General features: G+C 67.3%; 11 protein-coding genes. 5 read left to right on the forward strand and 6 right to left on the reverse strand.

From position 1 onward, the window contains the following. The first annotated feature begins 17 nt into the window (after positions 1-17). Complete coding sequence (locus VPH47_RS00975; RefSeq protein WP_368849922.1) at positions 18-569, forward strand: HdeD family acid-resistance protein; 552 nt, start codon at positions 18-20, stop codon at positions 567-569. Then, positions 566-1,036: a hypothetical protein gene (locus VPH47_RS00980; RefSeq protein ID WP_368849923.1), complete on the forward strand. Its 471-nt coding sequence runs from the start codon at positions 566-568 to the stop codon at positions 1,034-1,036. Before VPH47_RS00975 ends, VPH47_RS00980 begins: the two co-directional genes overlap by 4 nt. Positions 1,037-1,087: 51 nt before the next feature. Here VPH47_RS00980 and VPH47_RS00985 read toward each other — a convergent pair whose 3' ends face one another. From VPH47_RS00985 to VPH47_RS01010, 6 genes are all read right to left on the reverse strand, one after another. Beyond that, the gene (locus tag VPH47_RS00985; protein WP_368849924.1) at positions 1,088-2,890 is read right to left on the reverse strand and encodes an MFS transporter; all 1,803 of its coding nucleotides are present in this window, start codon (positions 2,888-2,890) and stop codon (positions 1,088-1,090) included. A gap of 241 nt (positions 2,891-3,131) precedes the next feature. After that, positions 3,132-4,259, reverse strand: coding sequence for an N-acetylglucosamine-6-phosphate deacetylase (gene nagA / locus VPH47_RS00990; RefSeq protein ID WP_368849925.1), 1,128 nt, complete (start codon positions 4,257-4,259; stop codon positions 3,132-3,134). Further along, positions 4,256-5,032 (reverse strand): DeoR family transcriptional regulator, encoded by a 777-nt coding sequence (locus VPH47_RS00995; RefSeq protein WP_071227660.1) that lies wholly within the window; start codon positions 5,030-5,032, stop codon positions 4,256-4,258. The genes nagA and VPH47_RS00995 overlap by 4 nt, the downstream gene beginning before the upstream one ends. Before the next feature lie 33 nt (positions 5,033-5,065). Further along, positions 5,066-6,400 carry a D-tagatose-bisphosphate aldolase, class II, non-catalytic subunit gene (locus VPH47_RS01000; protein ID WP_368849926.1) on the reverse strand — a complete coding sequence of 445 codons (1,335 nt, stop codon included), beginning with the start codon at positions 6,398-6,400 and terminating at the stop codon, positions 5,066-5,068. Positions 6,401-6,416: 16 nt separating this feature from the next. Continuing rightward, positions 6,417-7,355 carry an ROK family protein gene (locus VPH47_RS01005; protein ID WP_164161940.1) on the reverse strand — a complete coding sequence of 313 codons (939 nt, stop codon included), beginning with the start codon at positions 7,353-7,355 and terminating at the stop codon, positions 6,417-6,419. After that, complete coding sequence (locus VPH47_RS01010; protein WP_110714035.1) at positions 7,348-8,502, reverse strand: SIS domain-containing protein; 1,155 nt, start codon at positions 8,500-8,502, stop codon at positions 7,348-7,350. The genes VPH47_RS01005 and VPH47_RS01010 overlap by 8 nt, the downstream gene beginning before the upstream one ends. A 322-nt stretch (positions 8,503-8,824) precedes the next feature. Between VPH47_RS01010 and VPH47_RS01015 the strand changes: the two genes are divergently transcribed. The 3 genes from VPH47_RS01015 (at position 8,825) to VPH47_RS01025 (ending at position 16,714) form a co-directional block, all read left to right on the forward strand. Then, entirely contained in the window at positions 8,825-12,184 is a 3,360-nt protein-coding gene (locus tag VPH47_RS01015) for a TIM-barrel domain-containing protein (protein ID WP_368849927.1), read from the forward strand. 133 nt (positions 12,185-12,317) lie between these two features. Continuing rightward, positions 12,318-15,293 (forward strand): TonB-dependent receptor, encoded by a 2,976-nt coding sequence (locus VPH47_RS01020; protein WP_368849928.1) that lies wholly within the window; start codon positions 12,318-12,320, stop codon positions 15,291-15,293. A gap of 65 nt (positions 15,294-15,358) precedes the next feature. Continuing rightward, complete coding sequence (locus VPH47_RS01025; protein ID WP_368849929.1) at positions 15,359-16,714, forward strand: Gfo/Idh/MocA family protein; 1,356 nt, start codon at positions 15,359-15,361, stop codon at positions 16,712-16,714. Positions 16,715-16,748 lie beyond the last annotated feature (34 nt).

Here is a 16,748-nt window from a genome sequence, read left to right on the forward strand (position 1 = left end):
GGATCGAAGGAGTGGCCATGAATTCCCCCTTGTCTCCCTTGTTGTCGGCGGTTGGGCGCAGCTGGTGGATCCTGCTGCTGTATGGGCTGGTTGCGCTTGGCTTTGGCATCGTCGCCATCGGCTGGCCGCTGTCTGCAGCCATGGCATTGGCATGGACGCTGGGTATGATGGCCATCGTTGAAGGTGTCATCAGCCTGTTCGCACTGGTCAGCGGCGGCAGCGGTGCCTCGCGTGGCTGGCTGGCGCTGTATGCCATCGCCTCGTTGGGTTTCGGCATCCTGGCGGTGATCAATCCGCTGGCCACCGCCAGCGTGCTGGTGCTGTTCCTGGCAGCGTGGCTGCTGGTGGCCGGCATCTATCGCATCGTGTTCGCGATCCGCGTGCGCAAGCAGATCCAGGGCGAGTGGCTGCTGATCCTCAGTGGCGTGCTGGCGGTGGTGCTGGGCCTGCTGTTTGCGGCCAATCCGTATGCGGGCGTGGCGGTGACCACGTTGTGGATCGGCATCGGCAGCCTGCTGTACGGGCTGTTGCAGGTGCTGGTGGCGTTCAAGCTGCGGAAGCTGAAGTGAGGGGCGCGCGTCTGCTCCTGCTAGGGGCGGCGCTGGTGCTGACCGGATGCATGCCGGGCGCCACGCCCGGCGCGCTGGCAGGCAAGGATCATGCGCCACGCCCCGGCGTGGATGTGCGCCTGAGCGCGGTCGATGCAGCCGGCAAGGGCACGCCGGTGCAGTGGCAGGGCCAGACCCTGGCGCTGCGCGAGCCACCGATTGCCGGCAGCGCGGATATTGCCGATGTGCGCTATGTGCTGGATGAAGGCAAGCAGCCGGGCCTGCAGATCCGCTATCGGCCGGAGGCGCATCAGCGCATCCACGATGGCACGGCGGCCATGGTCGGCCAGCGCATGGCGATCAGCGTGGATGGCCGCGTGCTGATGGTGGCGACGGTGCAGGGGCCGTTCGGCGAATCGATGATGCTGAGCGGATTGTCCAGCGTTGCCGAGGCGCGGGAGCTGGCGAAGCACATCACTGGCGAATGACGGGCGCGCCATGAACCCGCGCTGCGCGCGGAGGTCGACCAAGGTCGACCGCTACCGGGCGAAGCGGGCCTCGATCTCTTCCAGGGATTTGCCCTTGGTCTCCGGCAGCCAGAACGCGGCCACCAGGAAGAACACGAAGGTGCACGCCGCCCAGAACACGAACATGCTGGCGTAGCCGTAGTGGCCCACCGTGGGCAGGAAGATCGCGGCGATGGTGGTGGACACGAACTGGTTGATCAGCAGCGCGATGCTCATGCCGTTGGAGCGGATGCGGTTCGGCATCAGCTCCGACAGTGCCAGCCACACGCAGACGCCGGGGCCAACCGCGAAAAATGCGACGAACACCAGGATGCAGGCGGCCACTGCCCAGCCGTGTGCCGGTGGCGGCACCGGGCCGATGCGGGCCTGTTCGATGCGCAGCGGTGCCTGCGCTGCAGCGGCCGGATCGGCGAACGGGTTCAGGTGCAGTTTGCGGAAGAACGCGCCGATCACGCTGTCCGGCTGCACGGTGCCCGCACGCTCGATGCGCAGCTCGCGGTCGGTCAGGTTGTCGCTGCGCAGGGCGCGCACATTGGTGAAGTCGCCATAGGCATACGACACGGTCAGCTGCAGCGGCCGGCCTTCGCTGTCGATGCCAGCGCCAAGGCGCTGCCACTGCGCATCATCCAGTACCAGTTGCAGCCCATCGCCGCTGACAGCCGCCTGCAGCTGCGGCTGCACGTCGGTGCGGCCGCGTTCGGCCTGGAAGAAGAGGGTGGCGGCGGCCAGCAGGGCCACGCAGATGCCGCCGCTGCCGAGCATCAGCAGGAACTTGCGGCCCTTGCGGTCGACCAGCAGCAGCGCAACCACGGTCATCACCGCATTGAGCAGCTTGATCGCCACGTCGGCGCCATTGGCCACCGAGCCGGACAGGCCGGCCTGGTTGAGGATGTTCACCGCGTAGGCCAGCACCGAGTTGATGCCGGTGGCCTGGGTGCAGGCCAGCACCACGCAGGCGAGCAGGAACGGCACCACGTAGCGGCGACTGAGCAGCGGGTCGCGCTTGCCGCTGCTGCCGCTCGATTCCGGTGCCTGGATCTGTGCAAGCGTCGGTTCCACCTCCGAAGCCGGCAGTACGCGCTGCAGGCTGCGGCGCGCATCATCGATGCGACCGCGGCGCACCAGCCAGCGCGGCGATTCGGACAGCCAGAAGATGCCGGCGCAGAACAGCAGGCCCGGCGCCAGGCAGGTCCAGAAGATGGTGCGCCAGGCGTGGTCCTTCACCGCAAACAGCTCCTGCGCCTGCTGCGCGACCGGCAGTGAGCGCACGGCTTCGGCGGCGGCATCCACGGCGTGGGCGTGGTACAGGCCGATCAGTGCCGCCAGCACCAGGCCGATGGTCAGCAGCAGCTGGAACATCGCCGCGCCACGCCCGCGTCGTTCGGGGCTGAGCACTTCGGCCAGGTACAGCGGAATCACCACGCCGATCAGGCCGCCACTGATGCCCTGCAGCAGCCGGCCGAGCAGCAGGGGCGTGTAGCCGGAGGCCAGTGCCATGATCGGGATCGAGGCGGTGAACAGCAGGCCGGCCAGCAGCATCGCACCGCGGCGGCCGATCAGATCGGCGACCATGCCGGCGAACAGCGAGGACAGCACGCTGCCCAGCAGCACTGCCGCGACGACGAAGCCGAGTTGCTGGCTGCTGAGCTGCCAGGCGTGGCTGGCGGTGGCTTCAAGATAGGGCAGGGCGCCGGCGATGATGCCGATGTCGATCCCATACAGCAGGCCACCGAGGCCGCCGATGAAGAGCAGGTAGCGTACGGACCAGCGCGGGGCGGTGGAAGCGGGTACGGCAGGTGCGGCGGCTGCGGTCATCGGCGTATTCCTGGAATAACGGGGATGGTGCGTGGCTGAGGCATTGCGCTTGCGCGCTTCATGTAGAGCCGAGCCATGCTCGGCTTGCCGCGCGAAGCGCGGCACGGACGTCATCGATGTCGGTATGAAAAGCAGCCGAGCATGGCTATGCCGATCGTCCTGATCGGCATCCTCCGGGCCGTCGCAAGCGACGTTGGCAATGGCTCCTGCCATTGCCTTCGGCTCTACAAAAACGCAGATATCAGGCGTTTGCGGCGTTCAAATCGACTACCCGCCCGCCCACCACCACCTGCTGCAGGCGCAGCTCGGCGTCGAGCACCACCAGGTCGGCACGGGCGTCGGGCGCGATGCGGCCGCGATCGTCCAGGCCCAGGTAATCGGCCGGGAACGTGGAAACACGCTGCGAGGCGTCGGCCAAGTCCAGGCCCACACGCACCAGATTGCGCAGTGCCTGGTCCATGGTCAGCGCGCTGCCGGCCAGCGAACCGGTCGCCAGGCGCACGCAGCCGCCGCACTTGTGAACGCGCTGTTCGCCCAGGGCGTACTCGCCATCGGGCATGCCCGTGGCGGCGGTGGCGTCGGTCACTGCGTACAGGCGTGGGATCGCGCGCGCGGCCAGGCGGATCACGCCGGGGTGGATGTGCTGCAGGTCGGGAATGATCTCGGCGTACTGCGCATGTGCCAACGCCGCCGCTGCAATGCCCGGGCGATAGTGATCGACGCCGGTCATGCCGTTGAACAGGTGGGTGAAGCCGGAGGCACCGGCTTGCAGCGCCGCCACGCCTTCCTCGTAGGTACCGGCGCTGTGACCGAGCTGCACGCGGATGCCCATCGCCGAGAGCGCGGGAATCAGCGCGGTGTGCTCACCGATTTCCGGGGCCAGCGTCATTACCCGGATCGGTGCCAGCGCATGCAGCTGCTGCACCAGTGCAACGGTCGCCTCGATCGTGCGGTTGGGCTGCGCGCCCAGCCGCTGCGGGCTGATGAACGGTCCTTCCAGATGCACACCGGCAATACTGGCGGCGTCGGCATCGGGCGCCGTCATGGTGGCGGCCACACCCTGCAGCGCGTGCTCGATCTCGTCCAGCCCGGCGGTCATGGTGGTCGCCAGCAGCGTGGTGGTACCGAAGCGCAGATGGGTGCGGGCGATGGTTCGCGCCACGTCGCCGCCCTGCATCAGGTCCACGCCGGCCGCGCCATGCACATGCAGGTCGATGAAGCCGGGCAGGATCACCGGCAGCTGCAGGTCGTCAGCGCCGCTGTGGTCATCCACCTGCAACTGGCGCACGTGCGAATCGAAGTGGACGTGGCCACGCCGCCAACCCAGCGGGGTGAGGATGCGGCCATGCAGGGCGCGGGTGTCGGTCATGCGGTGGGCTCGGCGATGATCACTTCGATGCCCAGCCGCTGCAGCCCCTCACGGGTTGCGTCGTCAATACCGGCGTCGGTGATGATGGCGTGGATCTGATCCAGCAGGGCGATGCGGTGCAGGCTGACGCGGCCGAACTTGGAGGCGTCGGTCAGCACCACGATGCGGCGCGCACGCTCGACCATGCGGTGGTTGAGGCGGGCTTCGGCCTCGTCGTGGGTGGTCAGGCCGAACTGCAGGTCCAGGCCGTCCACACCCAGGAACAGGGTGTCGAAGCTGTACGAATTGAGGCTGGCCTCGGCCTGGCTGCCCTGCAGCGACAGCGACTGCTGACGCAGCAGGCCACCGGTCAGCAGCACGGTGATGCCCGCGGCATTGGCCAGTTCCCAGGCGATGTTCAGGCCGTTGGTCATCACCGTCACGTCGCGATGCGCGCGCAGATGGCGGGCCAGGGTCATCGTGGTCGAGCCGGAGTCGATGATGATGTTGTCGCCGGGCTGCACCAGGCGCGCGGCGCGCGCACCGATCGATTCCTTCAGCGGCAGGTTCAGCGCGTCCTTCTCGTGGATGTCCTGTTCCTGCGGCGGCGTGCGCACCAGCGTGGCACCGCCGTGGGTACGGGTGGCCAGGCCCTGCGACTCGAAGTGGGTCAGATCGGCACGGATGGTCACCGCCGACACGCCGAAGCGCTCGACCAGATCGGCCACCTGCACCGAGCCATGCTCGATCAGCAGCTGCAGGATCTGTTGCCGGCGGGAGCGGGTGTTGCGCATGGCCATTCTCGGTTTCGCGGGAAAAGGTAGAGATTAGCCGTTCGCAGGAACGCCGGCAGCCGAGCCCGCATTCTGCGTGCGGGGGCCGGCCTGGTTGGCGCTGCAGGCGCGGGCGTATTCGCCCAGGCACAGGCCGATGCGGTGCTGCACCAGTGCGGTGGGGGTGTTAGCCAGGTTGCCTTCGCGCACGGCGCGGTACTGCTCCGGCAGGTACTGGCTGAGCAGTACCAGCGGCGGCGCGTGCTGCTCCAGGTTGGCGAACAGGGTCTGCACCGCCTGTACCAGCGCCGGTTCGCCCCAGTAGTAGCGGCAGCGGTCGCTGAAGGAGTAACTGCGCAGCAGGCGCAGCGCCGCCTCATCGCCCTGGTAATAGGACTGCCAGTACTTCGGCTGCGCCACCATCACCTCGTCCAGCACCTGCGGCAGGCGCGAGCACTGCGCGGGCGGCAGCAGCTCAGCCTCGATCGCGGCCAGCGCGAACAGCGCTTCGCGATAGGCGAAAGTCGCCGCCGGGCCGACCTTCAGGATGGCGAAGTGGTCGCGCACCAGTGCATGCAGGCCGCTTTCGCGCTGGTAGTCAGTGGAATGCGCTTCGAACACGATGCGCGGCTGCTGTTCGAGGAAGCCAGCCAGCGTGTTGGCAGCGGCCGCGTCGTACTCGTGCACGCTGCTGTGGTCGAAGTCCACGCCCGGCTGCACCACCATCGCGATCACGCGCTGCCACGCATCGCGCAGCTGCGGCGTGTCGAACGCCTGCTGGTGGATGGCCAGGGTCTGCGCGGCGGCGGCCGGCGTGGTTACCTGCAGGCCTTCGGCCAGCGAGGCTTCGCCACCGGGAATCGGCACTTCGGTACCGATTACGTAGACCGGCGGCGGCAGGCCGTGTTCGGCGGCGGTGCGTTCGGCGATCTCGGCCAGCTCGGCCGAACGCGCGGCGACGATGGCATCGGGCAGCGGCACCGGGTCATCGGAACAGGACATGCTGCAGTCCAGGTGGATCTTGTGGAAGCCGGCAGCGACGTAGGCCTCGATCAGCACGCGCGCGTGAGTCATCGCTTCGGCAGCCGGGCGCTTCTGCCAGGCATTCGGGCCGAGGTGGTCACCGCCCAGGATCAGCCGTTCGCGCGGGAAGCCTTCCTCATCGGCCAGCGTGCCCACGTAATCGCGGTACTGCGGCGGGGTCATGCCGGTGTAGCCGCCGAACTGGTCGACCTGGTTGGAGGTGGCCTCGATCAGCAGCACGGTGCCGTGTGCCAGCGCCACGTGCATGGCCGCGCGCAGCACCTGCTCGTTGCTGCAGCAGACGCTGTACAGGCCGACGTTGGCACCGGCGCGGTGGGAGGCAAGCAGGGTCTGCAACGGGGACATGGTCAGGCTCCGGACATCAGGAAAACGAGGGTTGGCAGGCGAGCAGGGCAGCACCACGTGCGCCACCGGCATCGCCGAAGCGTGGTGGCACGATCGGTGGCACCTGCACACCCTTGAACAGATGGGCGGCGATGGCGGCGGGCAGGTGCTCGTACAGCGGCGCGTACTGCGAAAGGCCGCCACCGAGCACGATCACGTGCGGGTCCAGCGCCAGCACCAGCGCGGCCAGGCTGTGGCCGAGCAGGTCGCGATGGATGTCCAGCGCCTTGCGCGCGCGCGCATCACCGGCGTCGGCCAGGGCGATCACCGCGCTGGCGTCGGCGGCGCTGCCACCGAGGTGACGCTCGATCATCGCCACGCCACTACCGGAGACATAACGCTCCACGCAGCCCTGCAGGCCGCAGGCGCAGTCGATCAGCGGCAGGCCGTGGCGCTGCAGCAGATGACCGGGCACGCTCCAGTGGCCCCATTCGCCGGCCAGCCCGTTGAAACCGGACAGCAGACGGCCCTGCAGGCAGAAACCACCGCCAGCGCCGGTGCCGAGGATGGCGCCGAACATGCTGGGATAGCCGTCGGCGGCACCGCCGTGTGCTTCAGACAGGGCAAAACACTGCAGGTCGTTGCCGAAATGCAGCGGCCGCTGCAGGCGCGCCTGCAGGTCGGCCGCCACGCTGTGGCCGGTCAACGCAGGCACGTTCGCGCTCAGCTGGCGGCCGCTGCGGCGGTCGCGCACGCCGGGTAGAGCGATGCCGATCGCCGCATCACTGCGGCCCAGCGCGGCATCGGCCTCGGCGACCAGGGTCACCACCGCCTGCAGGAAACCGTCGTAGTCGCCCTGCGGCGTGGCCACCCGGCGACGCCAGGTGACCTGCATCGCCGCATCGCACGCCACCAGCTCGATCTTGGTGCCGCCGATGTCGATGCCGTAGCAGGCGTGGGCGATCAGCTCAGCCATGGTGGATGGTGACGCCCTTGACCACGCGGTTGACGGTGCCATCCGGGAACGGATTGTCCGGAGTCAGGCCCAGCGCAGCCGAGCGCTGCAGCGCGAACAGCTGCGCGAAGCCCAGCCACACCGGTGCCAGCCACGGATCATCCAGTGCCGGTACGGTGAGGGTGTACTCGTCGTCCGCACCGATGTCCGAATGCGGGCCGATCGCCAGCACCTGGCCGGCCACGCCATCGCGGCGCAGTTCTTCCAGCAGGTCCTGTTCGTAGCGGCGCGCCAGTGGCTGCACGCTGCGCAGCACCACCACCAGGGTGTTGCCGTCCAGCGTCGATTTCGGGCCATGGCGGAAGCCCAGCGGGGTGTTGGCCAGCGCCAGCACGCGGCCGGCGGTCAGTTCCAGCACCTTCAGCGCGCACTCGCGTGCCAGCGCTTCCAGCGGGCCGCTGCCGAGGTAGATGATGCGGTTGAACGGGCGCTGTGCCAGCGCCGCCACCGGTGCATCCCATTGCGCCTGGCCTTCGCGGGCCAGCGTGGCGATCTGCTTCAGGCGCGCCACACGCGCATCCCACGGCGAACGATCGAACACGGTCAGTGCGGCCAGCAGCATGCAGGTCAGGCTGCTGGTCATGGCGAAGGCACGGTCGCAGCTGGCCGACGGCATCAGCAGGGTGCAGGTGTCGGCACGGCCGGCGCCACGACGGGCCAGTTCGCCATCGGCATTGCAGGTGATGTCGAGGAAGCGCGCGTCATCCACGTCGCTGCGCACGCGGTCCACCGCCGCCACGCTTTCCGGGCTGGAGCCGCTGCGGCCGAACGAGACCAGCAGGGTCGGACGGTCGCGCTGCAGGTACAGCGCCGGGTGGGTCAGCAGGCTGGTGGTGTGCACCACGCGCACATCGGCCGGCCATTGCGCGTTGATTGCATCGGCCACCATTTCGGCGATGAAGCCGGAGCTGCCGGCGCCGGTGAACAGCACGCGCTGGTTGGGATCGTTGAGGCTGTCGCCGAGGAAGGCCTGCAGGCGGTCGCGGGCACGCGACAGGTCCTGTGCGAGGGCGTCCCACAGCGCAGGCTGCTGGGCGATTTCGGTAGCGGTATCGGCTCCGCCAAGGCGCTGCCAGGCGGACACATCGGAAAGCAGGGTGACGTCCATTCGGAGGTTCCAGTTGGGCCAGCGCACCATCTGTGTTTTCTTTCGAAATGTCAAATAGCGAAAGTAAAAAGAAAGAAAATGGCGTGGTGACTTTTCCCGCCCGGGTGTGCTCGGGAAAACGAAAGAACGGGCTGGATGCCGTATCGCACAATGCTTAACAGGCGCCTGCAAGCGCTTACACAAAGTATTGCGGTGCAACAACTTTCGTTTCAGTGGAATATATCTTCCTTTTTCCTTTCAATTTGTTGACATCTTTCGAATCGCTGCCCTAGAGTCGGCCCAATCGCTTTCGAAACGCCCGGTGAACGGGTTGGGAGTCCGCGTGGAAAACTGCGTTCGTCGCTTGCCGCTGATGCTGGCCCTGTTGCCGGCATTGATGCTGGCGTCCATGCCGGCCCGGGCCGAGCCCATCGGCAACCTGCGTTCGGTCAGCGCCAGCGCCAGCCGCGACGGCGTGCAGGGCTGGGACCTGCAGACCGACAAGGGCGCGCGCATCCGCATCGAACTGCCGGCCACCGACATCATCCGCGTGCAGGCCGGCCGCAACGGCACGCTCACCGGTGCAGGCGACAAGGCCGCGCCGATCGTGCTGCCGCAGCCCAAGGCGAACGTGCAGGCGCGGCTGGAAGAAGACGCACAGGAAATCCGCGTGCGCACCGAGTCACTGGTGCTGCATGTGCAGCGGCAGCCGCTGCGCATGCGCCTGGAACGGCTGGACAACGGCCAGCCCACCGCGCTGTGGCAGGAACTGCAGCCGCTGGACCTGGATGCCACGCAGAGCGTGCAGGTGCTGTCCTCGCAGGCCGATGAAGGCTACTTCGGTGGCGGCCAGCAGAACGGCCGTTACCAGTTCAAGGGCCGCGAGCTGGAAGTGTCCTACTCCGGTGGCTGGGAAGAGGGCGACCGCCCCAGCCCGGCGCCGATGCTGCTGAGCAGCCGCGGCTGGGGCATGCTGCGCAATACCTGGAGCGATGGCAGCTACGATCTACGCGAGGCCGACCAGGCCACGCTGCTGCACCGCGAAGACCGCTTCGATGCGTATTACTTCGTCGGCGCCGACCTGCCGAAACTGATCGAGCGCTACACCCAGCTGACCGGCCGCCCCAACATGGTCGCGCGCTGGGCGCTGTCCTACGGCGATGCCGATTGCTACAACGACGGCGACAACAGCAAGAAGCCCGGCACCGTGCCGGAAGGCTGGAGCGACGGCCCGACCGGCACCACCCCGGATGTGATCGACAGCGTGGCCAGGCAGTACCGCGCCAACGACATGCCCGGTGGCTGGATCCTGCCCAATGACGGTTACGGCTGCGGCTACAAGCAGTTGCCGGAAACGGTGAAGGGCCTGGCCAAGTACGGCTTCCGCACCGGCCTGTGGACCGAGAACGGCGTCGACAAGATCGCCTGGGAAGTGGGCAAGGCCGGCAGCCGCGTGCAGAAGCTGGACGTGGCCTGGACCGGCAAGGGCTACCAGTTCGCGATGGACGCCAACCGCCAGGCCTTCAACGGCATCCTCGACAATTCCGATTCGCGCCCGTTCCTGTGGACGGTGATGGGCTGGGCCGGCATCCAGCGCTATGCCGTGGCATGGACCGGGGACCAGAGCAGCAGCTGGGATTACATCCGCTGGCACGTGCCGACCCTGGTCGGTTCGGGGCTGTCCGGCATGGCCTACGCCAGCGGCGACGTCGATGCGATCTTCGGCGGCAGCGCCGAGACCTTCACCCGCGACCTGCAGTGGAAGGCGTTCACCCCGGTGCTGATGGGCATGAGCGGCTGGTCGTCGAACGCGCGCAAGCACCCGTGGTGGTACGACGAGCCCTACCGCAGCATCAACCGCGATTACCTGAAGTTGAAGATGCGCCTGACCCCGTACATGTACGGGCTGGTGCACGAGGCTGCGCAGACCGGTGCACCGCCGGTGCGGGGCCTGATGTGGGACAACCCGCGCGATCCGCATGCGCAGGATGAAACCTACAAGTACCAGTTCCTGCTCGGCCGCGACCTGCTGGTGGCGCCGGTGTACCGCAGCCAGGCGGCCAGCCGTGGCTGGCGCCGCGACATCCATCTGCCGGCCGGCGGCTGGATCGACTACTGGGATGGCCGCCGCGTGCAGGCCGCCGCCGATGGCCGCCAGCTCGACCGCCAGGTCGACCTGGCCACGCTGCCGGTGTTCGTGCGTGCCGGCGCGATCCTGCCGATGTACCCGTCGATGCTGTTCGACGGCGAGAAGCCTCTCGATGAAGTGACGTTCGACCTGTACCCGCAGGGCGATTCGCAGTACACGCTGTACGAAGACGACGGCAACACCCGCCGCTACCAGCAGGGCGAATCGAGCACGCAGCAGATCCGCGTGCAGGCGCCTGCACAGGGCAGTGGCCCGGTGCAGGTGCAGATCGACGCAGTACAGGGCCAGTACAACGGCCAGCTGGCGCAGCGCCGCTACGGCCTGCGCGTGCTCAGCCGCCAGGCGCCACGCGCGGTGCAGGCCGGTGGTCGCGCGCTGCCGGCGCTGGCCGATGCCGCCGCCTTCAACAGCGCCAACGAAGGTTGGTACTTCGATGCCCAGGAGCGCCGCGGCACGCTGCATGTGCGCACCGCCACACAGGACATCCGCCAGCCGCTGCAGCTGCAGCTGGACTTCGCCGTCGCTGCCGCAGCCGCCGACGATGCCTATCCGGCCGCGCCGGTGCTGGGCCGCGAACTGCCGGCCGACAGCCTGCTGGTGGTCAACCGCCCGGCCGAAGAGCCCGGCCATGCGCTGGAAAATGCCTTCGATGATGATCCGGGCACCTGGTTCCGCAGCGTGCGCAACCAGGCCGTGCGCACCGGCGCGCATGAGTGGGTGATCGGCTTCGGCGAGCGGAAGATGATAGATGGCATCGACATCGCGCCGCGCAACGACAAGAACTGGAAGCACGGCCAGGTCCGCGACTACGAGGTGTACCTGGGTGACAGCAATGGCGAGTGGGGCGAGCCGATCGCCCGCGGCCGCCTGCAGCTGAAGGAAGGCGTGCAGCGCATCGACTTCCCGGCCCACGCCGGCCGCCTGCTGCGTTTCCGCGTGCTGAGCGTGCAAAACCCCGAAGGCGACGGCGCCAGCAGCGCCGACCCGATGGTCACCGCCGCACAGGGCAGCGCCCGCGCGTTCGATGCATTGCAGCCGCGCGATGTCGGCCCGATCGCCTTGTCCACCTTCCACATTCTTGAACACCAGGAACCGGAGCGACCGGCCCGGCAGCACTATCTCTCCGAGCTGCCGGTGCCGGCCGCGCTGGCCAGCCAGCTGCGCACCGACCAGTCGTTCCGTGGCGATGCCGGCATGCGCATGAACGGCCTGCAGTTCCGTCGTGGCCTGGGCGTCGGCGCCAACAGCCGCATCGACCTGCGCCTGCAGGGTGGCTGGCACCTGCTGCGCGCCGACCTCGGCATCGACGACGCCTGCCGCAGCGCCGGTGGCCTGCAGTTCCAGGTCTGGGGTGACAACCGCCTGCTGTACGACAGCGGCCTGGTGAAGGCGCCCGGCGTCGTCAAGCCGGAGCTGGACATCCGTGGCCTTTCCACCCTGAGCCTGCGCACGCTGGGTGCGCAGGGCAGCCAACCCGCCCAGGTCTGCGCCAACTGGGCCAATGCCGTGCTGATCGGCCAGGAGGGCGACTCCGCCAGCATCGTCGCCCCATGACTCCCTCGTAACACCGCTCCTCCCCCCGCCCATTCCGACTACGGCCCTCATGGCCGTGGCCCGGGAGCGTTTTGCCCGCCGAACGCCCACGCGCTCACTTTTTGCGCCGCACCCCTGCCAGGAGAGAACCCCGATGTTGCCCGCACGCCACCACCGCCCCCCCTGTCGTTCGATCGCTCCGCTGTCGCTGGCCATCGCCGGCGTGCTGCTGTCGGTCGCCGTTCCTGCCTTCGCCCAGGAGAGCAAGGACAAGGCCACCGACCTGGCCCGCATCGAGGTCACCGGCTCCAACATCCGCCGCACCGACGTTGAAACCGCCTCGCCGGTGCAGGTGATCAGCAAGCAGGACATCCAGAACATGGGTGCACGCACGCTGCTGCAGGTGCTGGACAACCTGCCGGCCGCGCGCCCGGCGCAGCAGGACGCGCGTTCGCTGTTCACCGGCTCCGATGGTGCCTCGCAGGCCAACCTGCGTGGCCTCGGTGCCCAGGGCACGCTGGTGCTGCTGAACGGTCGTCGCCTGTCGTACTACGGTGCACCGGCCGGCTTCCAGACCCAGTTCGTCAACATCGATGCGATCCCGGCCGCGGCCATTGAGCGCATGGAAGTGCTGACCGACGGCGCTTCGGCGGTGTATGGCACCGACGCGGTGGCCGGCGTGATCAATGTGATCACCAAGCGCAACTTCCAGGGCGCCGAGATCAGCTTCACCAACGACACCTCCTCCCGTATCGACTCCTATGGCGAGCGCCAGGCCAGCATCACCGCCGGCTTCGGAGACCTGGCCGAGAACCGTTTCAACATCTACGGCGCGGTGAACATGTACCGCCGCGACGCGATCCCGCTGAGCGATTTCTACGACAAGCGGCCCGACCAGTACTACGTCAACAAGCCGAACTACCTCAACGACCTGCGCCTGGGCGTGGGCAGCAAGCCGGGCGAGTTCAACCCGGGCACCTACTTCGCCTTCGATCCGGTCACCGGCCGCCGCGTGCAGGAAGCTGCGCCGGGCTGCAAGAACGTGCTGACCAGTGAAGCGGCTGGTCCGCGTTGCGTCTGGGAAACCTGGATGAACAACGAGATCGATGCCGGCGCCAAGTCTGAGCGCAACACTGCCTACCTCAACGGCACGTTCCTGGTGGGCGACAGCACCGAGATCTTCGCCGAGGCGACCTACACCGACATCGACCTGCGCGCCAACGGCGGCACACCGCGCACCTACGGCACCACCACCGGCAACCCGACCAGCTGGTTCTCGCGCAACACCGGCAACACCGTCAACCAGTTCCTGTACCCGTTCCTGGGCCCGAACAACGAGTACAACCACGCCAGCCCGCAGATGAAGGCGATGATGGGCGGCGTGGTCGGCTTGAATTACCTGCTGCAGGATGCCGGCCCGAACTACTTCGGCCAGCGCAACACCGACAAGAGCTACCGCGTGCTGGCCGGTGCGCGTGGCAACCGGGGTGACTGGAACTGGGAGACCGCCTTCGCCAGTGCCGGCACCCATTCCACCACGTACCAGACCATCAACGTCAACATCAAGGGCTTCGAGAAGGCCTTCGGCCCCTACTCGGTGGACCCGCGCACCGGTCGGGTGATCATCTCCGACCACCCGGCGTACAAATTCGGCGAGATCAGCGAAGCCAATGCTGCGCTGATCCGTGAGGCGTTCCCGACCTTCGACATCCAGTCGTGGACCCGCCTGCATACCCTCGACGGCAAGATCGAAGGCCCGCTGTTCCAGCTGCCGGCCGGTGAAATGCGCGCCGCGTTCGGCTTCAACGCCAGCCGCGAAACCTTCTACACCCCGGGCAATGCCGATGCGGCCAATGGCCTGATCTCCCAGCAGGGTGGCTCCTGGTTCGACGGCAAGCGCAACACCTACGCGCTGTTCGCCGAGACCGTGGCACCGATCACCGACAAGCTGGAACTGGATGCGGCGGTGCGCGTGGACAAGTACCCGAACTTCAGCGCCAACGTCGCGCCGAAGATCGGCTTCAAGTACCAGGCGTTCGACCAGCTGATGCTGCGCGGCACCTACTCGACCGGTTTCCGTGCACCGAGCCTGGCCGAATCCGGCAACGGCGGCGTGTTCGCGCAGCTGGGCGGCTACCGTGACGAGCTGCGCTGCAACGAGACCAACGCCATTGCCAACCTGCTGCTGAAGTCGCAGCGGCCGGGTGATGTCGATCTGGGCAAGACGATGCTGAACGTCGATTGCAGTCGCACCGTGGCCCGCATGACCCAGCCGAACAAGGACCTGAAGCCGGAGAAGGCGAAGATCGCCACCCTCGGCTTCGTCTACGAGCCGGCAACCTGGCTGTCGGTGTCGGCCGACTACTGGTTCATCTATCGCGACAATGAAATCGTCGCGCCGGACTACCGCCGCATGGAAGACATCATCTCCTCGTCGCGCTCGCCGATCACCGACAGTGACCGCGCCAACCTGGCGCAGCTGGCGGCGATGTGTGCCGACCCGGCCAGTGGCGTGAGCTGCCCGTCGGTGCTGCCGGGCTACTCCGCCGGCAACGTGGCCAGCGTGGTGGGCCAGTACAAGAACCGTGGCAAGACCCTGATCGACGGCTTCGACATCGATGCGCGCAGCCGCTTCTCGCTGGGTGACTGGGGCAACCTGAACATCGGCCTGGCCGCCACCATCGCCAACCGCAACCGCTTCTACATGGACGCGGAGAACGGCTGGTACTACGGCGACGTGGTGGGCTATTACAACAACCCGCGCCTGCGTGCCACGCTCAATGCCGACTGGACCTACAAGCAGGTCACCACCAGCATGTTCGTCAACTACGTGGGTGGTACCAAGTGGGCTACCGACCAGGTCGACGAAAAGAGCAACAACAAGGAAGCCTGCACCGGCGGCTACCTGGCCCTGCAGAAGAGCAAGTGCGACGGTGCACCATCGTGGTGGACCGCCAACATGAGCGTCACCTGGCGCCCGGATGATGCGTGGAACCTGAGCTTCACGGTCAAGAACCTGTTCAACCGCCTGCCGTTCTACGATCCGAACAGCTTCCTGGGTGACTCCAGTGACTACGCAACGATCTTCGGTCGTGGTTACAGTGTGACCATCGGCTACCGGTTCAAGTAATTCCGTTTGCGTGACCTGGCGTGCCGGCTGCGGCCGGCACGCTGCCAAGAGGAGAGATGTTTGCCATGAAGCGTAGGGAATTCATCGCGGCCAGCGCCGCTGTCGCCGCCAGCAGCCTGCTGCCGCAGACCCCGGCCTGGGCACGCGGGCGCAAGGTGCGCCTGGCCATGATCGGTACCGGCATGCGCGGCCTGGTGCTGCTGAAGGAACTGGTGCGCCGCGACGACGTCGAAGTGGTCGCCCTGTGCGACATCGAGCCGATCATGCTCGGCCGCGCCACCGAGATGGTGGCCAAGGCGGGCAAGCCGGCGCCGAAGACCTATGGCCAGGACCGCGATACCAATGCCTGGAAGCGCCTGCTGGAACAGAAGGGCATCGATGGCGTGATCATCGCCACGCCGTGGGAGTACCACGCGCCGATGGCGATTGCCGCGATGCAGGCCGGCGTGGCGGTGGGCTGCGAAGTGGTGGCCGGCATCACCCTGCAGGACCACTGGGACGTGCTGAAGACCCAGCTGAGCACCGGCACGCCCTACATGCTGCTGGAGAACGTCTGCTACCGCCGCGACGTGATGGCTGCGCTGCAGATGGTGCGCCAGGGCCTGTTCGGCGAGCTGGTGCACCTGCAGGCCGGCTACCAGCACGACCTGCGCGGCGTGAAGTTCAATTCCGGCGACCCGAACCAGCCCTACGACAGTGGCGTGGAGTTCGGCCCCAAGGGCTGGAGCGAAGCACGCTGGCGCACCGAGCATTCGGTGGAGCGCAACGGCGAGCTGTATCCCAGCCACGGTATTGGCCCGTGCGCGATGTACACCGGCATCAACCGTGGCAACCGCTTCACCCACATCAACGCGTTCGCGACCAAGGCGCGCGGCCTGCACGAATACACCGTGGCCAAGAGTGGCGGTACCACGCATCCCAGCACCAGGGTGAAGTTCAAGCTGGGCGACATCGTGACCACCACGCTGGCCTGCGAGAACGGCGAGACCATCCTGCTGCAGCATGACACCTCGCTGCCGCGTCCGTATTCGATGGGTTTCCGCGTGCAGGGCACCAAGGGCCTGTGGATGGACGTGAACCATTCGATCCACATCGAAGGCCGCAGCCCGCCGCACCAGTGGGAAGAGTTCAAGAAGTACCAGGATGAGTACGAGCACCCGCTGTGGAAGCATAATGCCGACACCGCCGCCAGCGCCGGCCACGGCGGCATGGACTGGTTCGTCATCCACGCCTTCGTGGAAGCATTGAAGGCCAAGGCGCCGATGCCGATCGACATCTATGACGCGGTGACCTGGAGCGCGATCACCCCGCTGAGCGAGCAGTCGATTGCCAACAGCTTCCAGACGCTGGAGTTCCCGGACTTCACCGCTGGCGCGTGGAAGCAGCGCAAGCCGATCTTCGCGTTCGACGGCAGGTACTGATCCGCTCTTTGTAGCGTCGGGCCATGCTCGACTG

The sequence above is a fragment of the Stenotrophomonas sp. WED208 genome (assembly GCF_040984485.1).
Lineage (GTDB): Bacteria > Pseudomonadota > Gammaproteobacteria > Xanthomonadales > Xanthomonadaceae > Stenotrophomonas > Stenotrophomonas riyadhensis.

What these genes read in the sequence shown, in the direction of transcription:
- VPH47_RS00975 (WP_368849922.1), top strand. Translation starts at nt 18, where the DNA reads ATGAATTCCCCCTTGTCTCCCTTGTTGTCGGCGGTTGGGCGCAGCTGG.
- VPH47_RS00985 (WP_368849924.1), bottom strand. Translation starts at nt 2,890, where the DNA reads ATGACCGCAGCCGCCGCACCTGCCGTACCCGCTTCCACCGCCCCGCGC.
- nagA (WP_368849925.1), bottom strand. Translation starts at nt 4,259, where the DNA reads ATGACCGACACCCGCGCCCTGCATGGCCGCATCCTCACCCCGCTGGGT.
- VPH47_RS00995 (WP_071227660.1), bottom strand. Translation starts at nt 5,032, where the DNA reads ATGCGCAACACCCGCTCCCGCCGGCAACAGATCCTGCAGCTGCTGATC.
- VPH47_RS01000 (WP_368849926.1), bottom strand. Translation starts at nt 6,400, where the DNA reads ATGTCCCCGTTGCAGACCCTGCTTGCCTCCCACCGCGCCGGTGCCAAC.
- VPH47_RS01005 (WP_164161940.1), bottom strand. Translation starts at nt 7,355, where the DNA reads ATGGCTGAGCTGATCGCCCACGCCTGCTACGGCATCGACATCGGCGGC.
- VPH47_RS01010 (WP_110714035.1), bottom strand. Translation starts at nt 8,502, where the DNA reads ATGGACGTCACCCTGCTTTCCGATGTGTCCGCCTGGCAGCGCCTTGGC.
- VPH47_RS01020 (WP_368849928.1), top strand. Translation starts at nt 12,318, where the DNA reads ATGTTGCCCGCACGCCACCACCGCCCCCCCTGTCGTTCGATCGCTCCG.
- VPH47_RS01025 (WP_368849929.1), top strand. Translation starts at nt 15,359, where the DNA reads ATGAAGCGTAGGGAATTCATCGCGGCCAGCGCCGCTGTCGCCGCCAGC.